The sequence below is a fragment of the Prosthecobacter sp. genome, from assembly GCF_049294395.1.
GTDB lineage: Bacteria > Verrucomicrobiota > Verrucomicrobiia > Verrucomicrobiales > Verrucomicrobiaceae > Prosthecobacter.
Window position 1 is genome coordinate 13,023 of the sequence record NZ_JBAQCR010000206.1, and the last position, 21,734, is coordinate 34,756.

Genomic DNA, 21,734 nt, shown 5'->3' on the forward strand with positions numbered 1-21,734 from the left:
GACCGTTATTGAGTGTCGCACAAGAGGCTGGCATTATTCACCGCACGTATGCGCCGGTGGTTTGGAACTTCTAAAATCCAAAATCGGTTGCTCGACAATCGTCAATCCTCCGGTTCCTGGGGCGTCATTGCTGTGCGTGATTGACGATTGATGAACAAGGATTGTTGATTTTTGAAGTGTCGATCCTGCGCCAAAGAGGGCATGGTCGGCGTGATGGTTGCCCAGGAGAAAATCAGGTTATCCAATGATGTGAGGGACTCACTGTTTCGCGGGAGTGATGATGAGGGTGACCTTGGTTTCTTCAGCGGGGATGTTGGCGGGCATGCTGATCCAGAGGTCGTCGCGTTCGTTGCCTTTGGCGGCGGAGTTGATGATGGCGGCGCGATCTACGTAGGTGGAGATGATGGAGCCGGTCTGCTCGGCGGCGAAGCCGGTTTCATCAATGATGGAGCCGTTGAAGATCCAGGTGTCGAGGTCGTCGGGGGTTTTGCGTTTTTCGATGTTCTGGATGAAGTCGGAGAGGGGGACTTTTTTGGTTTTGTCGCCTTCTTTCCATTCAACGTGGATGGCGAGGCGGTTGGCGCCGGGGGTTTTGGGCTCGGTGTCCTTGGCGTTGTAGGGGCGCTCGGCTTTGGGATCGAGTTTTTCGAGGATGCCGAGGGTGCCGGGCTGGTAATTGGCGAGGAGGAGGGCGAGCTGGATCTGGATGGGTTTGACCTTGGTCTCGAGGATGGTCTCATGGACTTTCTCGCCGTTTTCATGGCAGAGAGCGTACTCGATGGGGAGCTTTTGATGGAGGATGGAGCAGGGGATGCGCAGCTCGCGGGTGGCGGCGGTGATCTGAATGCCGTTGAGATCGTAGACGCCGGGGGAGACCTGCTTGACGAGCTTTTGCGCGGCTTCGAGCTGGGTTTTGGCGTCGGGCTTGGGTGCGGCGGCGTCTTGCGCGGGCAAGCCGACGCAGGTGAGGAGGAAGAGGCAGGTGAGCGAGCGCAACATGGCGGATGGGGTGTGTTGTTGGTTCACAGATTTGGCAGCCTGTAGGTGCCGGTGCGGAGCATCTGCTCCACATTTTTGGGCAGGATCACCACGGGCTGAATTTCATAGGAGGGCTGGGGTTTGAAGGCTTTGTCGCTGCGCATCTTGGTGATGACCTTGAGGGCGAGATCGACGAGGGCGGGCTGAACGACGGAGGCGTCGAGGTCGCCGAGGCGGACGAGTTCGAGACCGCGCTTCTGGCCGGAGAGGCCGTCGGTGCCGACAATGAAGATGTTTTCACGCTGGCCGGCGGTTTCGGCGGCTTTGGCGGCACCGAGGGCCATGGCATCGCTCTGGGCGTAGATGGCGTCGAAATTTTTCTGGAGGTTGAAGGCTTCGGTGGTGCACTTGGTTGCAGTATAGGTGCTCCAATCGGCCGGGGCATCATGGACGAGGATGACGCCGGACTGGGTGCGGAGGCCTTCGCTGAAGCCTTCGGCGATCTCATTGGTGGAGTAGCTGTCTGCAGCGCCGCGGAGCTGGACGACGCGGCCGGTGACCTCGGTGCGTTTTTCTTCGGCGGCTTTGCGTTTGAGGGCTTCGATGATGGTGTCTGCGGCCATGCGCCCGACTTTGCGCTGATCGGTGAAGACAACGCTGGCGCAGCCTTCGTTGAGCATGCGTTTGTCGAGTCCGATAACGGTGATGCCGTGGGTCTGTGCCTCGACAATGAGGGCGGCAACGGCCGGGGGATCGATGGGGCTGACGATGATGGCGGCAGGCTTGGCGGCGATGGCCTGGCGGAACTGTTCGATCTGCGTGGCGCTGCTGCCGGCGGCGTCGCTGGTGGTGAGCTGGTAGCCCACCTGCCTGCCGACGAGCATGGCGAGGCCATTGCGCTGGAATTCCTGCATGGCGATGCGTGTGTCAGGCAGAAGCAGGATGATTTCGGCGCGCTCATCCTTGGCTGCGAGGCCGGTGGAAGCAAGAATGCCGGGGGAAGGCAGGGCGCTGGCAGGAGGAGCGGGGGCGCTTGCTGGTTTAGCCTGAGTTGCCTGCTTTTGTTTTTCCAGATCGCTGATCGCTTTTTCCACCACGGGGCTATCCGACTGATCGCAGGCGGCCAATGAAAGGATGCCCAAAAGGAGGGCGGCGGGTCGAGTGCAGGAGAACGTCATGATGAAGAAGGGGAGTTTAGGCTTCGAAATCAGACTTGCACAAGCCTTAGATGTTCACGAAATCCCCGCCTGTCTTTTGCTTGCACTCTGACGGGATTGCCACAGACTCCGCGCTCCCCGCCCCCTGAACTGACCGTAATGAGCCACCCCAAGAAGACCTCTGTCGCCTGCCATCGCAGGAATTGCATGAAGACGGAAATTTTCGCACAGTGACGTATTTTCGCGACTTTCTCGAATCCCTGCTTGATGCGCAGGGTGTTTTGCTGATAAAACTTTTAAATATTGGAACAACCAGCCCACACAATGAAACCTCTCAGCTTGATTCTCGCATCTCTCCTTCTTGCCAATGTCGTTCAGGCGCAGGCGCCGGCGACTGGTGAAAAACTGCCTGATGTGAAAGTGAGAATCAAAAATGTGCAGGTCGAAGAGCAGCAGACGCCGCAATTGAGCGTCTCCAACGTCAAGATGAAGCGCTGGACGCCGAAGAACTGGATTGAATTTGATGTGGAGTTTGACATCAAGCTTCCTGTTGAGGCGGGCGGAAGAAAGGGGAGCTACCCGGGCATGCAGCTGAACATTTATGCGGCGCTGCAAGAAATGACCAAGGATGCCAAACCGAAACGCATCGTCCTTCAGGGAACATTGGATCTGCTGGACATCCCTGCGGATGAACCCTGCCACGCGCTGGGTTACATTTCTCCAGCCGCGATGAAGTCCCTCACCATGAAGGACACCGTGACGGCCTCTGTCGACATTCAGGGGTGGGGCGTTGAAATCGTCGTGGATGGTAAAGTCATTGCCGCCAAGTCGAGCGTTGGCAAGAATGCGTGGTGGGAGAACAAAGACAATTTTGCGATCATGCAAGGAATGGTGCTTAACAAGATGCAGACGCCCTTCGCGGCTGTTTTTGGCGACTACGATGTGCCGGTCAAAGTCAAGTAACCAAGCCGCCGAACTCGCCGCAAGTTTTCAACAGATCAGTGATATAAACCCTTCCCAGCATGGCAGACCCAACTAGCATTGCAGTCATCAGTCTCGGCTCCCAACGTGTCAGCGGAGCATTCTTCGGCAAGACGTCGGGAGGGGATCTCATCCTGAAGCGGTACGAAATCATTGAACTGGATGGCGATCCTTCTGTGGATGTTAGCCGCCTGGCCCAGTTGAAGTCGGCGCTGCAGGAGCTCGTCTCCAAGGTGAAGATCAAGGGGCAGAAGACCTGGTGTTCCGTTCCCGGGCATCCGGTGTTCAGCCGTTTTGTGAAGCTGCCGCCTGTGCAGGGTGACAAGCTGGCGCAGATCGTTGAGTTCGAAGCGCGGCAGAATGTGCCGTGGCAGCTGGATGAAGTCTCCTGGGACTACGAAGTGGTCTCCAAGTCTGATCTGGGCGAAATCGAAGTGGTGCTGGCCGCCATGAAGTGCGAGCCGCTGAACGAGATGCACGAGGAAGTTTCTTCCTGTGGCGTCAATGTGGTCGGGATGGATGTGGGGCCGCTGGCGCTCTACAACGCTTTCCGTTACAGCTATCCTGATGTGGATGAGCCTGCGTTGATCGTGGACATGGGCGCCCGCTCCACGAATCTGGTGTTTGTTGAAGGAGATCGCTTTTTCACCCGCAATCTGCTGGTGGGTGGTGCTGCCGTCACCAATGCGATCGCCAAGGAATTCGGCATTTCCTTTGCCGAGGCCGAACGCCAGAAGCGTTCCCAGGGCTTTGTGGCCCTTGGCGGAGCGGTGGAAGACCATCCGGACGAAGGCGTGAACGCCATGTCCAAGGTCATGCGCAATTCGATGACGCGTCTCCATGCTGAGATCATGCGCACGATCACCTTTTACCGCAGCCAGCAGGGTGGCAGCGCGCCGAAGCGCGTGTTCCTCGCGGGCGGTGGCTCGGGTGCAGGCTACATTGCGGAGTTTTTCGCGGAAAAACTGAAGCTGCCGGTGGAAATTTACAACGGGCTGCGTGGTGTGCAGACGGATCGTGGAGTGAGCGCGGATGCGGCCCAGATGGATGCACCGGCGCTTGGAGAACTCATCGGTCTGGCACTGCGTGGCATGGGCTCCTGCCCTTGTGAAATCGAACTCGTCCCCGGGAAGCTGGCCGCGGCGCGTGACGCAGCGCGTCGTGCACCGGCCCTGATTCTGTCCGGGATCTGCATCATGGGGGCACTGGCTGCCTCGATCTTCTGGTTCAAGAGCGCGACTGCGGTGGTGGAAACACGTGCTGCCGCCCTGCAGGCTGAAAGCGGGCAGCTCAGTGGTCTGGCCAATCAAATCCGCCAGCTTGACGCCAAGCAGGAAGAGCTCCGAGTTCGCAGCGCGCAGCTGGAGCAGGCGGTGACCGACCGCTCCTGGTGGGCGCATCTGCTCAATGACCTCAATCAGCAGTTCGACAATGATCTGATCTGGCTGCCTGTGATTGAAGTGCTGAAGGATGGCAAACCCATCACGAAAGCGCTTTGGGGCGGTGATGAAAACAGCGGCGGCAGTTCTTCTGCCACCAACAACTCCAAGGCAGGGGTGCCTGCTGCACCGGTCTACACACTGCGCATGCAAGGGCTGTATCGTAAGAACGACAAAGGAGAGCAGAAGGTGGTCTATGATTTTGCCGCGAAGCTGGCGAAACTGGACGCCTTCAACGCGCCGGACTTTGAAGCCAAACGTGACACATATGTGAAGGTTGACAGTGGCGTGGATGAAGTGCGCTACGCCTATCACTTCGAAATTAAAATGCCTCTGCGCAATCCTCTGCAATTTCAATAAAGCATCATGGACTGGATACGTGAAAATAAACCATTGGCCGCCATTCTTGGCGTAATCGTCGTCGGCTCGCTGGCCCTTGGCTATCTGTTGTTTGATGCATGGAGTGTCTATGCAGAAACCAAGGAGGGTTATCTGGGCCTGGGCAACCAGGTGGCCGGCCTGAAAGGCGCGCAACTGGCACCCACGGAGGCCAATTTGAAGGCCAAACAAGACTCGGTGGCCGAGTACACGAAGCTGGTGGACACCCTTGGCAAAACGGTGCTCATTCTTCAGCCGAAGGTTGCGGCGATCAATGACATTGAGTTTCAGGACAAACTCAAAGCCAAGATCTCCGAAATCCGCAAGACATCTGTGCAGGCGAAGATGCAGCTCCCTGCAGAATTTGCCTTCGGTTTTGATGACTACACCCACACGCTGCCCAAATCCGGCGCCGAAGCCACCGAGCTTTCCGGTTATCTGGACGCCATGGATGAGCTGACGAAGCTCCTCATGAAATGTGGAGTGCAGTCGCTGGATCTACTGGAGCGCTCCAAGCTGCCCGTCGAGGCTGCTTCCGCTAAAACTTCCACCGCCGCGCAGGGGAGCAACAATGCCGCAGCGTTAGGGGCGCAGGTGCCCTCTGGCATTGTTGAGAAACGTCAGATTTCGCTGGTTTTGACCTTGGATCAGGGGCCCTTGCAGCTGCTGATCAGCCGCCTGACCAGCCCGACTGACATGCCGTATTTCACCAGCCTGCGGCTGCTGCGCATCGAGAATCAACGTCAGAATGGGCCTCTGGTTTCTGAAGTCAGGCTGCCGACCGAAGAGGCCAAACCCGAGGGGACTGTCAAAACGGAGGAGGCTGCATCGGACGAGATCAAGCCGCCGCCGCCGGCTTTTGTGGATGCCATTCCCGTGTTTGGGAATGAGCTTCTGAAAGTCAGGCTCGAAATCGATCTGATCAAATTTTTGGACGCCGCCGCAGGGGTTGCGGCCCAGGCTCCCGCCGGACGTTGATCTCACTTTATAAAAATCCGCAGCCTTAAAGCACCACCATGCAGAACCGACAGGGCAACTACGAAAAAACCATTCTGATCATTTCCTCCCTCCTAGCGATTGGGGTGGCCGTGTTTCTGATCCTCGAATCGCAAGGGCTTGAGGAAAGTCTTACCCTGCCACAGGGGTTCTCCAAGAATGACTTGAACGCACCCGCAAGCCAGAAGGTGAAAGACGCCACCGAAACCTTCAAGAAGAAGTATTCATGGCTTTCCCCGGTGCGAAATGAGAAGGCGGTGCCATTGAACAAGTCCGTGATGCTGGTGATGAAGGACGGGAAGCTTTTCGACCTTCTGCTGCCGGAGCCGAAGCTGCGTGAACCGATGACCAACCTCTTCCTCACGGGAGATCTGACGAAAAACCCGCCGGAAGCACAGCTCCCCAACATCTTTTCGCCCAACGTGGGCCAGCTGGATGCGGACAACGACGGGTTTTCCAACCTGGAAGAGTTCAATGCCAAGACTGATCCACGGGATGCGAGCTCGATGCCGCCATATACGGACAAGCTGTTCCTGACCAAGCGCATCAGCCATGACTACATCCTGATGCTCAAGGGTGGCAGTGATGGCACTTTCCAGATTCAGCGTCTGGTGCCGACCCGCGCCAGTGTTTTCAAGCCTCTCAACGAGGAGTTTGGTTTCGACAAAGGCACCCTGCGCTTCAAAATTCTCTCCGCCGATAAAAAGACCATCGAAACGAAGTTTGGGCCCAAGGATGCCTACGCTCTGAAAATGTTGGACTTGTCCACGCAGAAGGAATTTGAGCTGGTGGAAGGCAAGGAAGTCAATCTGGCTGATTATGAGGCTGAGTTCGAATTCCGCTGGAAGAAGCGTCAGGTCATTCCTGGGGTGAAAGAAGGGGGCTCGTTCCAGCTTCCCGGCCTTGGCAAGACGTACTACATTCTCAAATTGGAAGAAACCAAAGCCATTATTTCGCCTCTCGGGGCGGATGGTAAACCCACGAAAGAAACCATCGAAATTAAGCAGGGCTAAGCCTTCGCTATTTTCATCCCGGCACAAAAATTAGCTCGCCAAAGTTCGCCCTCTTCTGTTAGTAATCTCTCTTTACCACAAAATATTGTCAGTTTGCCCTATGACCCATCACTCTCGTCTGGTGTTCAACCTTTCCCTTCTCGTTTTGACTGCGGCCTCGCCATCGATCATGGCCCAAAGTCAAAGTACCGTCACTGGAATGGCCAATCGCGAAATCGCACGTCGTTATGCCCGCATTGAAGATGCGCGCACAGCCATGGATCGTGGTGACAAATTGTTCAGCGAGGGGGATTATGATGGTGCGCTTAGCTCCTACAAAGCCGCCATCGATTCGCTGCCAAATGCGCCATTGACCCGTGACTGGCTGGATCTGGCCCAGCTCAAGTATGCCGATTGCAGCGTCACGGTTGCCCAGGAACGTGCCAAGGCAGGCAACTACAAGGAGTCCCGTCAATTGCTGGAAGGTGCGCTGGTGTTAATTCCAGGGCACAAAGGCGCTCTGGCGTTCCAGAAGCAGCTTGAGGATCCAGACCGCTGGCCGCCATCACTCACCGCTGAGCACGTGACCAACGTGGGCAAGGTTCAAGCAGGACTCCTGCTGGGAAACAGCTCCGTTGAAACCGGCCAATATGATGCAGCCATCTCGCAGTATCAGGATGTTCTGCGGACAGATCCCTACAACAGCGCCGCCCGCCGCGGCATGGAGAATGCTGAGCGCAAACGTCAGGCCTACTTCAAGACGGCCTATGATCATCAGCGTGCCAAAATGCTGACGCAGGTGACTGAGACTTGGGAGGACAAGGTGCCTGTGCAAGGTCAGGCTGTCGTCTTCGAATATGGTATGGGACGCAGCCCGGGTGCCTATCTGACGGAAAAAATGAACAAAATCATTTTCCCAACGGTGCAATTTGAAGGGGCAACCATTGAAGAGGCGATTGAATACCTTCGTGTCAAAAGCCGTGATTTGGACACCTTCACCGACAAATCCGGAGTCAAAGGGGTCAACATCATTCTCCGCATGGGCGATGCGCCAAGCAATGCGTCCATCAGTCTGGACTTAAAAGATGTGCCGATGTCTGAAGCTCTTCGCTACGTGACCGAGCTGGCGCAGATGAAATACAAAGTGGAAGCGCATGCCGTCCTGGTGGTGCCTATCTCCGAAAATGCCAGTGAGCAGTATACTCGCAGCTACCGCGTGCCGCCTGATTTCTTGAGCTCGGGTGGTGGTGGAGACCCTGGTGCTGCTGCACCGGCAGCCGCCGCAGATCCTTTTGCTGCTGGTGGTGGTGCTGCTGCGCCTGGCGGCAGTGGCTTGATCGCCAGAAGAACAGCGCGTCAGATTCTTGAAGCGTCAGGGATCGTTTTCCCTGAAGGCGCTTCGGCGAGCTACAATCCTGCCACCTCACAGTTGGTGGTCAGAAATACGCAGCCCAACTTGGATCTGGTGGAAGCCTATGTGGAATCCATCACCAAGCTGGCTCCCAAGATGGTGGTTATCACTTCCAAGTTCGTCGAAGTGACTCAGAAGAACACCGAAGAACTCGGTTTTGACTGGCTCCTTGGCGGAGTGGGCAAGGGCAATGTCTTCTTTGGCGGTGGCAGCACCGGCAATGGCAATGCTTATAATTCCGCAAACTACCCGTTCACCTCTAACTTGGTGCAGCCTGGTTATTCTGTCGGTGGCCAAACAGTGTTCCCCAACATTCCGATCAGTGGTGCTTTTGCGGGTCTGATACCGTCAGGTGCGGTTGATGCCACCACTGGTGCTTCTCCCTTCCCATACGGCGGCGGACCCATCACTTCTGGGAACCGCAGTGGTGGTTACGCCATCAACAACAGCAGTATCGACAATCTGCTGACCACGGGCTCCACCACCTCCACCACCAGTGTGGCTCCAGGCATTTTCTCCACCGCTGGTATCTTCTCTGATCCTCAGTTCCAGAACGTGATCCGGGGTCTGAGCCAGAAAAAAGGCGTGGATTTGATGAGCGCCCCAAGCGTGACCACGAAGAGCGGCACTCGTGCCACCATGGAAGTGACTCGCGAATTCATCTACCCAACGGAATTTGATCCTCCTCGTCTTCCTCAGGGTGGTGGCGGTCTCGCCATCGGTGGCGGCGGCGGCGGTGGCCAGCAGATTGCCACTCCGACGACTCCGACAGCCTTCGAAATGCGCCAGACTGGTGTTCGCCTTGAGGCTGAACCCACGGTGGGTGCGGATGGCAACACGATTGAACTGACCCTCGCCCCTGAAGTGGTGGAGTTTGATGGTTTCATCAATTATGGTTCCCCCATTCTTTCCCCTTCGAGCCAGTCGGTGCTGAGCGTTACTTCCACGATCACAGAAACCATTCTAGGAGTAACTACAACAAGAGACGTTCAGGGCTACGTTCCTCTGCAGCAGCCAGAGCGTATGATCACCCCGAACATCATCAACCAGCCAGTGTTCTCGGTGCGTAAAGTGACGACCGGTGTTTCCATCTGGGATGGACAGACAGTAGCTCTCGGCGGCCTGATCCGCGAAGACGTGCAGGACGTTCAGGACAAAGTGCCGATCCTTGGTGATCTGCCCTTCGTGGGCCGCCTGTTCAAGAGTGAGTCCGAGCAGCACTACAAGCGCAATCTGATGATCTTCGTGACGGCCCATTTGATTGACCCTTCGGGTCAGCGGCTCAAGCCGGTCAACCCTACGCAGGCAGCAGTTGGTGCTGATGCTGCAGCCGGCCCTGGCTCAGTGGGAACTCTCCTGCCGTCGGTGAATCCTTAACAGTCTAACTTCACATACTTAACCGAACATCAGGCAGGATTGCGAAAGCATCCTGCCTGATGTGTTTTTAGCGAGTGTGAATTGCAGACGGGCCAAGCTCAGGCCATTTACTTCGATGAAATCTTGGTTGATCACCGGTGGAGCAGGATGTGGCAAAAGTTCACTGATCACGCTGCTGACGCAGCAGCTTCCCGTGCCGCATCGTTTTTTTTCGGCCGACTTGATGGTGGCAGAGGTGATGAAACGTGCCTCGACGATCAAGGAACTGGTGGCTGCCTTTGGGGCGAAGGCATTGGGTGATTCGGGTGAGATCAACCGCCAGTGGCTGCGCGATGTGGTGTTGCCGGATGTGGGTTTGCGAAAAAAACTGGAAGGCCTGCTGCATCCCCCCGTTTTGGCCGCTCTGGAGGACGCCCGCAGGGAGGCCGAAAAGGCCGGGGTGAATCTTTTCCTTGCGGAAGTCCCCCTCCACTATGAGATTGGAGGTACAGTTTCAGCAGACTTCGTCATCGTGGTGGCTTCCAGCCGGTCGGTGCAAGTCAGGCGGATGATGGAAACCCGGGGACTCGACGAACAGACCGTTCACAAGTTCCTGGAGGCCCAATGGCCCATCGAAGCCAAGGTAGAAAGAGCAGATGCCGTCATTTGGAATGATGGTTCTCTGGCCTCTCTTGAAGCCCAGGTGCTGACGCTGGCAAGTCCACTCTTGCAAGCATGAACGACCCATCTACCGAATCCCCCGCAACGGTTGCGGCCCCCCCCGCCTCCCCAGTGTCGGACCCCACCCCCGTTGCCACTCTCCCCCCGGAGAATCCCGAGCCGCAGCAGGAAGCTGCATCTCCTGCTCAACCTGCCGCCGTTTCAGGCGAGACGCCTGCCGAGCCCCAGAAGACGGATGGCGCGCAGCCACCGTTTCCAGAGGAGATCTCCATCAACGAACTGCAGAACTCCTCGCTGGCTGATCTGCTGGAGCTTGCGGAAAAGGTGGGTTTCCGCCTGAATGCAAGCCGCACGAAGCATCAGCTCATTTACGATCTTTGCTCGTGGATGGGGGAACACAAAACCCGCCTCAAGGTGGAAGGTGTGCTGGAGATCGGCTCGGACAACTACGGCCTCATCCGTTATCCGAAGTACAGTTTCATGCCCCTGCCAGAGGACGTCTTCGTTCCTTTGTTTCTGGTCAGGAAGTTCAATCTGCGCCCCAGCCAGAGAATTGCAGGGATTGCCAAGGCTCCCAAGGACCGGGACAAGTACCTGGCGATCGACCGCATCACCGAAGTCGAGGGGATTACCATCGACAAATGGGAGACACCGACGGATTTCGACAAGCTGACGGCGACGTTTCCCAACAAGCGCATCATTCTTGAAACGGCCAAGCCGTGCGCGGTCAGCTCCCGCATTCTCGACATCGTGGCACCGCTGGGCAAAGGCCAGCGTGGTCTGATCTGTGCGCCGCCTCGTTCGGGCAAGACGGTGATCCTGAAGGACATTGCCAAATCCATCTCCCAGAATCACAAGGAGATCACGCTCATCGTGCTGCTGCTGGATGAGCGCCCCGAGGAAGTGACCGATTTCGAAGAAACGGTGAGCGGCTGCGAGATTTACAGCTCCACGTTTGATGAGAGTCCGAAGCGGCACAGCCAGGTGGCGGAGATCGTGCGTGAGCGCGCCTGCCGACTGGTGGAGATGAAGAAGGACGTGGTGATCCTGCTGGACAGCATCACGCGTCTGGCCCGTGGCTACAACTCATCGCAGGGCAGCAAGGGTGGAGCTTACATGGCCGGCGGTGTCGGCACCAAGGCGTTGCAAAAGCCCAAGAAATTCTTCGGGTCTGCCCGCAATGTGGAGGAGGGCGGAAGCCTGACGATCATTGCCACGGCGCTGATCGAAACCGAGAGCCGCATGGATGAAGTGATCTTTGAAGAGTTCAAAGGCACCGGTAACATGGAGGCCACGCTGGACCGAGAAATCTCGGAGCGGCGGATCTACCCCGCGCTGCACCTGCTCAAATCGGGCACGCGGCGTGACGACCTGCTCTACCATCCGGACGAATTCCGGCGCATCACGCAGGTGCGCAAACAGCTTGCTGCAGTCCCGGCTGTGGAGGCACTTGAGATGCTTATTCGCAATATCAACCGCACCAGCAACAATGCGGAAATCCTCCTCATGGGCCTGAAATGAACGAGGAAGGATCACCACCGAAGGACTACGAGTTCATCGACACCCCGGAGCACCTCAATGAATGGGTGGGCAAGATGCGAGTCTGGCTGGCAGAAAGCCCGGACAAGCGCTGCTGTCTGGACACGGAAGCGGACAGCCTGCACCACTACCATGAGAAGCTCTGCCTGCTGCAGGTGAACTGCGCCGGGCGCTATGCCCTGGTGGATCCGCTGGCGATTTCAGATGTGACGCCGCTGCTGGAACTGCTGGATGCGCATGAGCTGTGGTTTCACGGGGCTGATTACGACCTGACGATGCTGCGGAGGACCTATGACTGGAATCCGAAGGTGATTCGTGACACGCAGATCGCTGCGCGCCTGCTTGGCGCGCGCCAGTTTGGGCTCGCGGCACTGGTGAAAAACGCCTTTGATCTGGACCTGTGCAAAGCCTCACAAAAGGCTGACTGGAGCCGCCGGCCGCTGCCCCCGAACATGCTTTCGTATGCGGTGGATGATGTGCGCTATCTGCTGCCCATCGCGGATAAATTCGTGGCTGAACTCAAAGCGAAGGGTCGGGAAGACTGGTTTCATCAGAGCTGCCTGTCTTTGCAGGAAGATGTGGCCGCGCGTGACAACGTGGCGCGTGAAGATCCGTGGCGTGTGCAGGGCTGCGGCAGGCTGCACCCCAGAGGATTGGCCATCCTGAAAGGCATGTGGGAATGGCGTGAAGGCATCGCGAAAGAACGTGACACGCCGTGCTTCAAGATCATGTCCAACAAGCAGATGGTGGCCTACGCCGAGCAGTTTGAAGCCGGCCAGCCGCTGAACCCGCCGAATGGCTGGCGTCCGCGCTGGAAGAAGGAGTTTTTTGACATTGTGGCGGCGATCATGGCATCCACTGCCGCCGACTGGCCGCAGCGCGCCAAGAAGACCAAAGGGCGCCTCAGTGACACGCAGCGTGATCAGATCGACAAGCTCTGTGCTCATCGCGAAAAAGTGGCGCAGGAGCTTGAGATCGAGCCCTCGCTGCTCGGGTCACGTGCGACCATCGAAGAGCTCGTCGTGGACGGGAATCCATCGAGTCATCTGATGAACTGGCAGCATGATCTGATGGCGAGTGGTCTGGAGCAGGTGCTGCAGACGGCGGAGTAGAAGGGGGTGGCGCAAGCACGCCCCGTCTATCCGTGTGTGGCAGACGCCATGGCGTACGAACGCGCTCGAAGTCGGGCGGTTTGGCGAAGGAGGTTGTGGGGGCGAGGATGTGATGGACGCCAAACACACCCGACCTACGGACGCGGCGCTGTGCCTGCAGTTAACAGCTATTTTTGCTTCAACCAGTCTGGCAGGACGATGTCCGCGCTTTTGACGGGAGCGGTGTCGCCTTTCCAGACAAAGCCGGCATCTTCGAACGTGGTGCGCTGCTCGCGCAGGAAGGCGAGAAGGCGGCGGCCCAGCTGCTGGTTCGGGGAATCATGCCGAACGGCGAAGGGCTGGACGGCCTTGGACTTGTCTGCGGGCAGCGGCACGGCATCGAAGTGGGCTTTGTCGTTGTTGATATTGATGGCGTAGACGACGGCGGCATCGAGCGAGCCGGTGCGCATCTGATTGACGAGGAAATCTGCGGTGGGCACCTGGGATGAGGCGTTTTTGCTCACGCTTTCCCACAGATTCATGGACTTCAGCATGGAGCGCGTGAGAAAGCCGATGGTGGACTGCTCCGCATTGCAGATGCCGACGTGCAGACCGGGGCGGGCAAGGTCTGCGAGCGTGTGGATGCCCTTCGGATTGCCCTTGGGGACGGCGATGACGATCTCCGCTTCAGTGAGGAGGATGGCTTCGGGGAACTGCTCAGCCACTGGAGGAACGAAGCAGACATCGCAGGCATAGTAGACGTCTGGGAACTTGGGATTGCTGCTGTCCTGCATGGTCTTCATGGAAGCGCAAAGAATGCCGCAGCCATTGAAGACGGTGGTCAGTGTGATGCCTTCGCGAGTGGCGAACTGCTGGAGGAGCTTTTCGATGGCGAGGCGATTCACGCCGCCGCTGTAGATGATCAGATCAGGGCGTGCGGCCCACTTGTCTCCGGGCACGGGATTGAAGCCCTGCTTTAGGAAAATGGGGGCGCCTTTTTCCGGGGCGGTGAGGTAGCGTGCAAAGCGCAACGCCTCTGCAGGCTGCTGGCTGGATGAGAGGATGGTCGCGGTGGCATGTTCCTCGTGCTTTGCGAGCTCTGGCAGAGGGGCGGTTTCCAGGCCTTTGAACTGTGGTATGACGGAGTCCCAGACGATGGCGGCATCGACGGCTCCGAGGGAGAGATCGGCGGCGATTTCGGTGACGGTGGGTTTCATCACGGCGGCCTTCGCGGCGAGCGAATCCCACTCGGGGCCGAGCAGTTTTTTCGTGACGCGGCCGATGCTGGCGGCTTCGGGATTCGCGAGGGCGAGTTTGATTTCGGGATTCTTTAGCGCGGCGAGGCTGTCGATGTGTTTGGGATTGCCCTTGGCGACTGCCAGCACGGGCTTTTGGATGACCAGAGGGAACTCCTCGCGGGTGACTCCCAGCTTTTTCGCGTCTGCCAAGGCGCCGTCATCGGCTGCGATGAAGAGATCGCCCTGCTTGGTGATTTTGAGCTGGCTGAGCAGGGTGCCGGTGCCGCCGTATTGGAGGCGGACTTCGGTGCCGGTTTCCTTTTGGTAAGCGGCGGCGATTTCCTCCACGGGCTTTTTGATGCCGGCGGCGCAAAAGACGGTGAGTGACGCAGAACTGGTCTTGGCGGGTTTCAGCGCAACCCATGCGGCACCGGCGGCGGCTCCGAGGCAGAGGACGATGACAAATTTTTTCAGCATGAGGGAAGAACGTGCCAGAAAGGCGGCATCGCTCAAATACTACGCGATCAATTTCTCGATGACCTGGCCGCCGAACTGGCTGAGCTGTTTGAAGCGGCCCGCGTGGTAGAAGGTGAGCTTGTTGTCGTTCAGGCCGAGCAGGCGCAGGAGAGTGACGTGGAGATCGCGGACGTGATGGACTTCTTCGACGGCCTCCATGCCGCGATCATCGGTGCTGCCGATGGTGTGGCCGGCCTTGCAGCCGCCGCCGGCGAGCCAGACGGTCATCGCCTTGGGATTGTGATCGCGCCCATAGGCGGTGCCGCCACGCACGCCATTGTCCGGGGTACGGCCGAATTCACCGCACCAGACGATGAGGGTGTCTTCCAGCAGGCCGCGTTGTTTGAGGTCTTTGATGAGGGCGGCGATGGGCTGGTCCACCTGATGGATAAGATTGCCGTGGGCGCGCTCGATGTAGTCGTGGCTGTCCCAGGTGCCGGCGTAGAGCTGCACGAAGCGCACGCCTTTTTCCACGAGTTTGCGCGCGAGCAGGCACTTGCGGCCGAAGGCGTCGGTGGCATCAGCGCCGATGCCGTACATGGCTTTGGTCTTTTCGTCTTCCTTGCTGAGGTCGAGCGTTTCGGGGACCTGGGTCTGCATGCGGAAGGCGAGCTCGTAGTTGTGCATGCGTGCGCGGAGTTCATCGTGCCAGGGATGGGCTTCGGCGTGGCGGGTGTTGAGCTGAGCTAGGAGGTCGAGATTGGCGCGCTGGTGGGCGGAGGCGATTCCTTGGGGGGGCTGCAGATCGAGAATGGGCGAGCCTTTGGGGCGCAGCGGGGTGCCTTGAAACTGGGCGGGGAGGTAGCCGTTGCTCCAGTTGGCGCTGCCGCCTTGGGGGTAACTGATCTCGGGGAGCACGACAAAGCCGGGCAGATCCTGATTCACGGAGCCGAGGCCGTAGGTGACCCAGGCACCGATGGCGGGATCGCCCCCGAAGCGATTGCCGCAGTTCATCTGATACATGGCGGTGGGGTGATTCACGGAATCCACCTGGCAGCCGCGGAAGAAGCAGAGCTCATCGGCAACGCCTGCGAGATGCTGCCAGGGCTCGCTCATCCATGCGCCGCTCTGGCCGTGCTGCGCGAACTTGAAGGGGGACTTCACGTAGTAGCGTTTGCCGCTTTCCATGGCTGACTTCTGCTTTCCTTCGCGGGTGAACTCCTTGAGGTGGAGTTTTTCGAGGACGGGCTTGGGATCGAAAGTGTCGATGTGGGAGGGGCCGCCTTCCATCATGAGGAAGATGCAGTTTTTGGCCTTGGCGGGAATCTGCTGGGCTTTGGGTGCGAGTGGGCTGGTTTGTTCGGCGGCGAGGAGTGAAGTGAGTGCTACGCTGCCGAGGGAGGTGCCGAGGCCGTAGATGAACTCACGACGCGTGGGCGCATGCATTGCGCGAGAACCGGCGCAGGGGAAGAAGGACGTGTTCATGGCTCAGTAGAGATAGACGAATTCATTCGAGTTCAGGAGGACGAGGCACACATCGGCGAGGGCGCGAGTTTGGGCATCGACATCGGCGGGCTGGAGATCGGGGATGAAATCGGCGTAGCCGGGGAGCTTTTCCTGGAAGCTGAATTTCTCGCCGGTGTTTTCCTCCACGGCATCGCGTTTTACACTGAGAGGCGGATGAGGTTGTTTGAAGGCGATGGCGGCCTGCCTGGATACCATGGTGTGCCAGTGTGTGGTGCAGGCGGCTTTTTCAGCGGGGGATGGCGGGCGGCCGTAGGCGAGCTGGAATAGGCGGGTGATGACATCGGCTGGCTTTTCCTGCATGACGCGATTGGCCAGAGCCAGGGCGCGATCGTAGGTGGCCTGGCCGTTGAAGAGGCTGAAGACCTGAGGGGTGACGGTGGAGACTTCGCGGGCTTCGCAGGAGAAGTCGGGGCCGGGTTCGTTGAAGACTTCCATGAAGGGATCGCGCACGCCGCGAATTTTCAAGGCATACAGGCTGCGGCGATGGCGCTGTGAGGGCAGAGCATTCGGCACCCAGGCGGAGGCGAAGGTGCCCATGACCTGGCGTGGCTGCATGGCCACTTCGATATTGATCTCGGGACGGTTGGGGATGCCACCGAGGGTGGGATTGAGCTCGCCGGTGATGCTGAGCATGGCATCGCGCATTTCTTCGGCCATGAGGCGGCGGGGTTTGAAGACGGCGTAGGACTTTTCGGCTTCTTCGTGGCTTAGTTTGGGGCCTTCGGCATTGAACTCGGAGCTGCGACGATAGGCGGCGCTCGTCATGATGGCGCGGTGCATCTCTTTGATGGACCAGTTCTTTTCCACCAGCGTGGCAGCGAGCCAGTCGAGCAGTTCGGGGTGCGTGGGCTTCTTGCCGGTGCTGCCGAAGTTGTTGGGATTGCCGGCGATGGCCTGACCGAAGTGCCAGAGCCAGAGGCGGTTCACGATGGCGCGTGTGGTGAGCGGGTTGTCCTTGCTGGCGATCCAATTGGCGAGCACGGTGCGGCGGCCTTCGATGGCATCGGGGAACTCGACGCTGCCAAGCACGGAGAGGACGCCGGGTTTTACGGATTTAGTCGGTGAAAATGGATCGCCGCCACCGAGGATGGCTGTTTGCTCCAGTTCGCCGGTGGTCATGCGGTCCTGCGGCATGCGGATGGGCTGGTAAACGCTGACGATTTGTGGTGTGCGGCCATCATAGACGCTGAAGGCAAAGGGTTCGTAGCGTTCGAGCTCCCACTTGAGGCGTTCGAGTCCTTTGCGTGCGACGCGTTCATTGCCGTAGTCTTCGGGCTCGAAGCCGACGAGCTTCGGTGGATATTGATCTTCGGGCAGGTTTTGTTTCTGCAGGGCGGAGCGGGCGGTTTCAAAGACGCCGGTGAAGCTGCGGCCCTTTTTCATTTTGCCGCCGTTGGCGATGAAGGCGCGGGCGGAGATGACGGCTTTGTTCCATGCACTTGGGTCCAGCTTCTTTTCGGCAAACCATTTCTCCGCGTTGGCGAGCAACTTGTCATCCAAACGAGCGAGCATGGTCATGTGCTCGATGCGGCGTGTTTCCAGATATTTGCTTTCATCGAAACCGGCGGTGTTTTCCGAAGGCAAAAACGGGGCGGGACGTTCGGCGAGCTGTGTGGTGCTGAAGCATGCCTGCATGGAGTAGGAGTCATGCGTGGGCACGGGATCGAACTTGTGATCGTGGCAGCGGGCGCATTGCAGGGAGTGTGCGAGGAAGGTTTCGCCGACGCTGTTGGTGACATCATCGAGGAAGCGCTGGCGGGCGATCTTGGCGACCTCCATGCCGGTGAGCTCCCAGGGGCCCATGCGGAGGAAGCCGGTGGCGATGAGGAGTTCGGGGTTACTGGGCTGCATCTCATCTCCGGCGATTTGTTCTTTGATGAACTGGTCGTAGGGCTTGTCGGCGTTGAAGCTGCGCACGACGTAGTCGCGGTAGCGCCAGGCGTTGCCGCGTTCGTAATCGTTGGCGAAGCCGCTGCTGTCTGCGTAGCGGGTGACATCGAGCCAGTGGCGGGCCATGCGCTCGCCGTAGTGGGGGGAGGCGAGGAGGCGGTTGATTAGATGCTGGATGCTGGATGCTGGATCATGGATGTAGCTTTGCTCGAAGGCGGTGATTTCTTCGGGGGTGGGTGGGAGGCCGGTGAGGTCGAAGGTGGCGCGGCGGATGAAGGTGCGGGCATCGGCGGCGGGCGCGGGGCGCACGCCTTCGGGCATGTGCAGGGCGATGAGTTCGTCGATGGGGTTGGGGCTTTTCGTCGCTGGCTTTTTCACTGGCTGGTAGGCCCAGAGTCCTTCGGGTTTGTAGCGGCGATTGGCCCATTCGGGGGAGAGGGCGCCGGTGGTTTTTATGGTGATGCCGTCTTCGGCGCTCCATTTTTCGGCGTTGGCTTTGGCGATGGCGTTGCGCTTTGATTCATCGGGCCATGGGGCACCGCCGGTGATCCAGGCTTTGATCCAGTTCAGTTGCTCCGCGTAGAGTTTATCGGCTTCCTTGGGTGGCATGGGTTCCCAATCGGCCTCGTGCTGGCGTGTGGAGGCGAGGTAGAGCGGGCTCTCTTCTGGTTTGCCGGGGATGATGGATGGCTTTTCGCTCTCGCCGCCTTTGAGCGCGGTTTCGAGCGTGCGCATGTCGAAACCGCCTTTGATTTTTTGTTCGTCATTGCCGTGGCAGGCGAGGCATTTTTCCTGGAAGAGGGGCCAGACGCGGCGGACGTAGAGGGCTTCAGCGTCCTGGGCTGAGAGCGAGGTAGCGGCGAGCAGGGAGAGGATGAGAACTTTGCCGGTCATGGCTGGGGAATAAAAAGGTATGCAGCTGCCAACGGCCAAGGGGGCCGATTTAGAGTCTGGGCGTGTTGTGAAATTACGGCGCCGATGTGAGGCGGCGCTTTTTGCAGACGCTGCTGGTGAAGGCTGGGTGCGGCGAAGTGATGGGTTTGCTTCCCGGTCGTGTGTTGTCATACCCAGGGTCGCCTCGCTGAGGCTCGGCTGACCCTGGGCTGAAATCCGCAGCCCCTTTGGGGCTGATGTGTGGCGGAACGGAGTGGAGCGCGACGAGGCGGCAGGGACGTTCGCCCAGAGCCGATAAAATATCGGTGCTCCCAGTGGGCGCTGGTCCGAGCGACGTGGCAGACCAAGCAGATGAGCGAAGCCCCGCCTTAACGAAGTGGCATGCGTGTCAGTCGGGTTTGCCATGGTTGTAGAGGGTGCTGATTTCAGAGGCATTCAGAACGTTGCTGAAGATGGCGAATTCATCGATGGCGCCGTTGAGATTGCGGATGGGGAACTGGTGGCCTTGGGTGGGGAGACCCCAGTTGCCGATCTCGCAGGGGCCGAAGACGATGGCGCGGCCAGGCTGGTGCAGCGGGGAGATTTCGCGGCCCACGGGCTGGGCATCGAAGTACTGGATGACCTCGCCGCTGGTATTGTCATAGGTGACGGCGAGGTGGTGCCAGCGGCCGAGGCTGTCGGCAGTGAAGACGGGCTTGCTGTAGTACATCTGGTTGTATTTGGCATTCTTCGCAGCGTCTGCGGGGCGATACATGACGGAGAACATGAGGCTGCCGTCTTCGTAGATCTGCCAGTGGGGTTCGCCGTTGTCGTAGCCGTCGGTGAGGAGGAGGGAGTTGTACTTTTTGTCCACGGAATCGACCTTCACCCAGCAGGCGAGAGTGAGGGCCTGATAGGTGCCGTCGAGATTCAGGCGGACGCGATCGCCGGGTCGCTTGAATTCTAGGGCGGTTTTTTCCGGCCAGCGGCCCTGGGTCCAACTGGCACCGACGGCACCACCGGCGCGCTGGGGGTGGCGGGGCTCGGTGACGTTTTTCACGAGGCGGTCCCAGCGATCGTCTTCGAGGTGCTTGAAGGTGTAGTAGGCTATGAGGCGCGGATCTTTGCAGGCGTTGAGGGACCACTGCTGCCAGTCGGCGAAGCGCTGGATGTCGCGATGTTTTACGAGGCCGTGGAGTTCGCTGATGGAGAGGAAGTCCTGCGGTGTGACGGTGGTGGCTTTGGCGGAGGACAAGGACATGCCTTGTTTCAAACTGGCGGGTGATTGCGCGCTTGTGTGGGCGATGACTTCGCCTTCGAAGACGTGCACGGCGCTGGTGTTGTCCTTCACATTGAGTGCGAACTCGGTGCCGAGGTCTTCGAGCTTCATGCCGGGGGCGTGCATGAGGAAGCCTTTGGCGGCTGGTGGCACGTGCACGCGGACTCGACCGCTCAGGCAGCGCGCCTCCCAGGCGGAGAGGATTTCGATTTCGGTGCTGCCTTCGATCAAGGCCGTGGCGCCGCTGAAGAACTCGATCTGCGCGAGGCCTTGAGTGAGATGGATGGTGCCGGGCTTGAGGGTGTCGCCGCTGCGGAGTGTGTTCGTGAAATTGGCATCCATGGTCTGGCTGAGCATGGCGACGCCGTTGGAGGTGGCTTCTGTTTCGCTGGAGTGTTTTGGCCAAAAGATGAAGGCGCAGGCGATGACTGCGGCGGCTGCGGTGAGGGCAGGAAGCCAGCGGCGGGCGGGAAGCTTGGACGTGGATTTTTGCAGGCGGCCGGTGTTTACGGCTGGCTGTTGCAGCAGGCGGGCGTGTTGATCGACGAGCTCCAGGTAACGCTGGCGTGCCTGCCAGTCGGAGCGCAACAGCTCTTCGAGCTGGGCGTGTTGCTCGGGGGTGATTTCGCCGTCGATCTCGGCGTGGATGAGGGAGTCGATGTTCATGGGAGGCCCTCCGCTTGAAGTTGATGTGTGACGCATTCATGCAGGCGCTGGCGCAGGAGCTCCAGATTGCGGAAGAGGGTGCGGCGCGTGAGGGAGAAGCGGCTCATCATTTCCTCGGCGCTCTGCCGCATGGCGTAACGGCTGGTGATGAGCTCTTGATCCTGCGCGGTGAGTTTTTGCAGGCAGGCGTCGAGCAGGCGGAGGCGTTCGTCGAGGCGGGGTTCGATGTGGCTGCGCTCGCTGGCGAGCAGGTCCATGACGTCTTCGCTGAAGAGCAGGGGAGAGCGTGCGGATTTCTCGCGGTGCTTTTGCACCTGGAGGTAGGCGAAACGGTAGGCCCAGGGAAGGAAGGGGCGGGCGGGGTCGTACTCGGTGAACTTGCGATAGAGGGCCAGACTCGTTTCCTGCAGGATGTCGCGGGCATCTGCCTCACGCGGGACGAGGCTGAAGATGTAACGAAACAACGGCTCCTGATGCTGGGTGAGCAGGAGGACGAGGGTTTCGGTGGAGGTGGGCGAGTCTGACATGGGCACAGTGTATTCCCGGGGATCGTGACGGGAGTGCCAAAATAGTACCAGAGTGAAGGCCTACGGAATACACAGAATGCACGGAAGCCGGAGCTGGATTGGTTTTCCGTATGTTCCGTAGGCGCTCGCGAACAGCAGGTGGAATGAAGGGAACATGGAGAAGGGGACGTTGCGGTGGAGCCGGTTTATCGCCAGTTTGTGCCAAAGGCACCGCACGTCCGTTTTGAATGAATCTCAAATCTCTCGCCCAGCATCTCGGCATTTCCGCCAGCACGGTCT

The 21,734-nt window shown here is 58.9% G+C and carries 15 protein-coding genes; 8 read left to right on the forward strand and 7 right to left on the reverse strand.

Annotated features, from left to right (window positions below; all coding sequences use genetic code 11):
- Window positions 1–258: 258 nt before the first annotated feature.
- Both WAW39_RS13665 and WAW39_RS13670 read right to left on the reverse strand, forming a co-directional pair.
- Window positions 259–999, reverse strand: coding sequence for a YdjY domain-containing protein (locus WAW39_RS13665; protein ID WP_422319723.1), 741 nt, complete (start codon window positions 997–999; stop codon window positions 259–261).
- A 23-nt stretch (window positions 1,000–1,022) separates the two neighbouring features.
- A complete protein-coding gene (locus tag WAW39_RS13670) occupies window positions 1,023–2,156 on the reverse strand; it encodes a substrate-binding domain-containing protein (RefSeq protein ID WP_422319725.1) in 1,134 nt (377 codons plus the stop codon).
- 303 nt (window positions 2,157–2,459) lie between these two features.
- On the opposite strand from WAW39_RS13670, the gene WAW39_RS13675 reads away from it, so the two are divergent.
- From WAW39_RS13675 to WAW39_RS13710, 8 genes are all read left to right on the forward strand, one after another.
- The gene (locus WAW39_RS13675) at window positions 2,460–3,098 is read left to right on the forward strand and encodes an Amuc_1102 family pilus-like protein (RefSeq protein ID WP_422319727.1); all 639 of its coding nucleotides are present in this window, start codon (window positions 2,460–2,462) and stop codon (window positions 3,096–3,098) included.
- A gap of 59 nt (window positions 3,099–3,157) precedes the next feature.
- Window positions 3,158–4,915 (forward strand): Amuc_1101 family PilM-like pilus complex protein, encoded by a 1,758-nt coding sequence (locus WAW39_RS13680; protein ID WP_422319729.1) that lies wholly within the window; start codon window positions 3,158–3,160, stop codon window positions 4,913–4,915.
- Window positions 4,916–4,921: 6 nt separating this feature from the next.
- Complete coding sequence (locus WAW39_RS13685; protein WP_422319731.1) at window positions 4,922–5,911, forward strand: Amuc_1100 family pilus-like protein; 990 nt, start codon at window positions 4,922–4,924, stop codon at window positions 5,909–5,911.
- A gap of 38 nt (window positions 5,912–5,949) precedes the next feature.
- On the forward strand, window positions 5,950–6,942 hold the full coding sequence (locus tag WAW39_RS13690; RefSeq protein ID WP_422319733.1) for an Amuc_1099 family pilus-like system protein: 993 nt from the start codon (window positions 5,950–5,952) through the stop codon (window positions 6,940–6,942).
- Between the two features lie 169 nt (window positions 6,943–7,111).
- Window positions 7,112–9,709, forward strand: coding sequence for an Amuc_1098 family type IV pilus outer membrane protein (locus WAW39_RS13695; RefSeq protein WP_422319735.1), 2,598 nt, complete (start codon window positions 7,112–7,114; stop codon window positions 9,707–9,709).
- A 61-nt stretch (window positions 9,710–9,770) separates the two neighbouring features.
- Window positions 9,771–10,427 (forward strand): dephospho-CoA kinase, encoded by a 657-nt coding sequence (coaE, locus tag WAW39_RS13700; protein ID WP_422319737.1) that lies wholly within the window; start codon window positions 9,771–9,773, stop codon window positions 10,425–10,427.
- 53 nt (window positions 10,428–10,480) lie between these two features.
- Window positions 10,481–11,890 carry a transcription termination factor Rho gene (gene rho, locus WAW39_RS13705; RefSeq protein ID WP_422319739.1) on the forward strand — a complete coding sequence of 470 codons (1,410 nt, stop codon included), beginning with the start codon at window positions 10,481–10,483 and terminating at the stop codon, window positions 11,888–11,890.
- Complete coding sequence (locus WAW39_RS13710) at window positions 11,887–13,020, forward strand: ribonuclease D (RefSeq protein ID WP_422319741.1); 1,134 nt, start codon at window positions 11,887–11,889, stop codon at window positions 13,018–13,020. Before rho ends, WAW39_RS13710 begins: the two co-directional genes overlap by 4 nt.
- A gap of 167 nt (window positions 13,021–13,187) precedes the next feature.
- On the opposite strand, the gene modA is transcribed toward WAW39_RS13710, so the two are convergent.
- The 5 genes from modA to WAW39_RS13735 all read right to left on the reverse strand — a co-directional run bounded on the left by modA (window position 13,188) and on the right by WAW39_RS13735 (window position 21,455).
- Complete coding sequence (modA, locus tag WAW39_RS13715; protein WP_422319743.1) at window positions 13,188–14,714, reverse strand: molybdate ABC transporter substrate-binding protein; 1,527 nt, start codon at window positions 14,712–14,714, stop codon at window positions 13,188–13,190.
- A 39-nt stretch (window positions 14,715–14,753) separates the two neighbouring features.
- The gene (locus WAW39_RS13720) at window positions 14,754–16,178 is read right to left on the reverse strand and encodes a DUF1501 domain-containing protein (RefSeq protein ID WP_422319745.1); all 1,425 of its coding nucleotides are present in this window, start codon (window positions 16,176–16,178) and stop codon (window positions 14,754–14,756) included.
- 3 nt (window positions 16,179–16,181) lie between these two features.
- Complete coding sequence (locus WAW39_RS13725; RefSeq protein ID WP_422319747.1) at window positions 16,182–19,004, reverse strand: PSD1 and planctomycete cytochrome C domain-containing protein; 2,823 nt, start codon at window positions 19,002–19,004, stop codon at window positions 16,182–16,184.
- Window positions 19,005–19,392: 388 nt separating this feature from the next.
- Window positions 19,393–20,928 carry a LamG-like jellyroll fold domain-containing protein gene (locus WAW39_RS13730; protein ID WP_422319749.1) on the reverse strand — a complete coding sequence of 512 codons (1,536 nt, stop codon included), beginning with the start codon at window positions 20,926–20,928 and terminating at the stop codon, window positions 19,393–19,395.
- Window positions 20,925–21,455, reverse strand: coding sequence for a sigma-70 family RNA polymerase sigma factor (locus tag WAW39_RS13735; protein ID WP_422319751.1), 531 nt, complete (start codon window positions 21,453–21,455; stop codon window positions 20,925–20,927). The genes WAW39_RS13730 and WAW39_RS13735 overlap by 4 nt, the downstream gene beginning before the upstream one ends.
- Window positions 21,456–21,734: the final 279 nt, after the last annotated feature.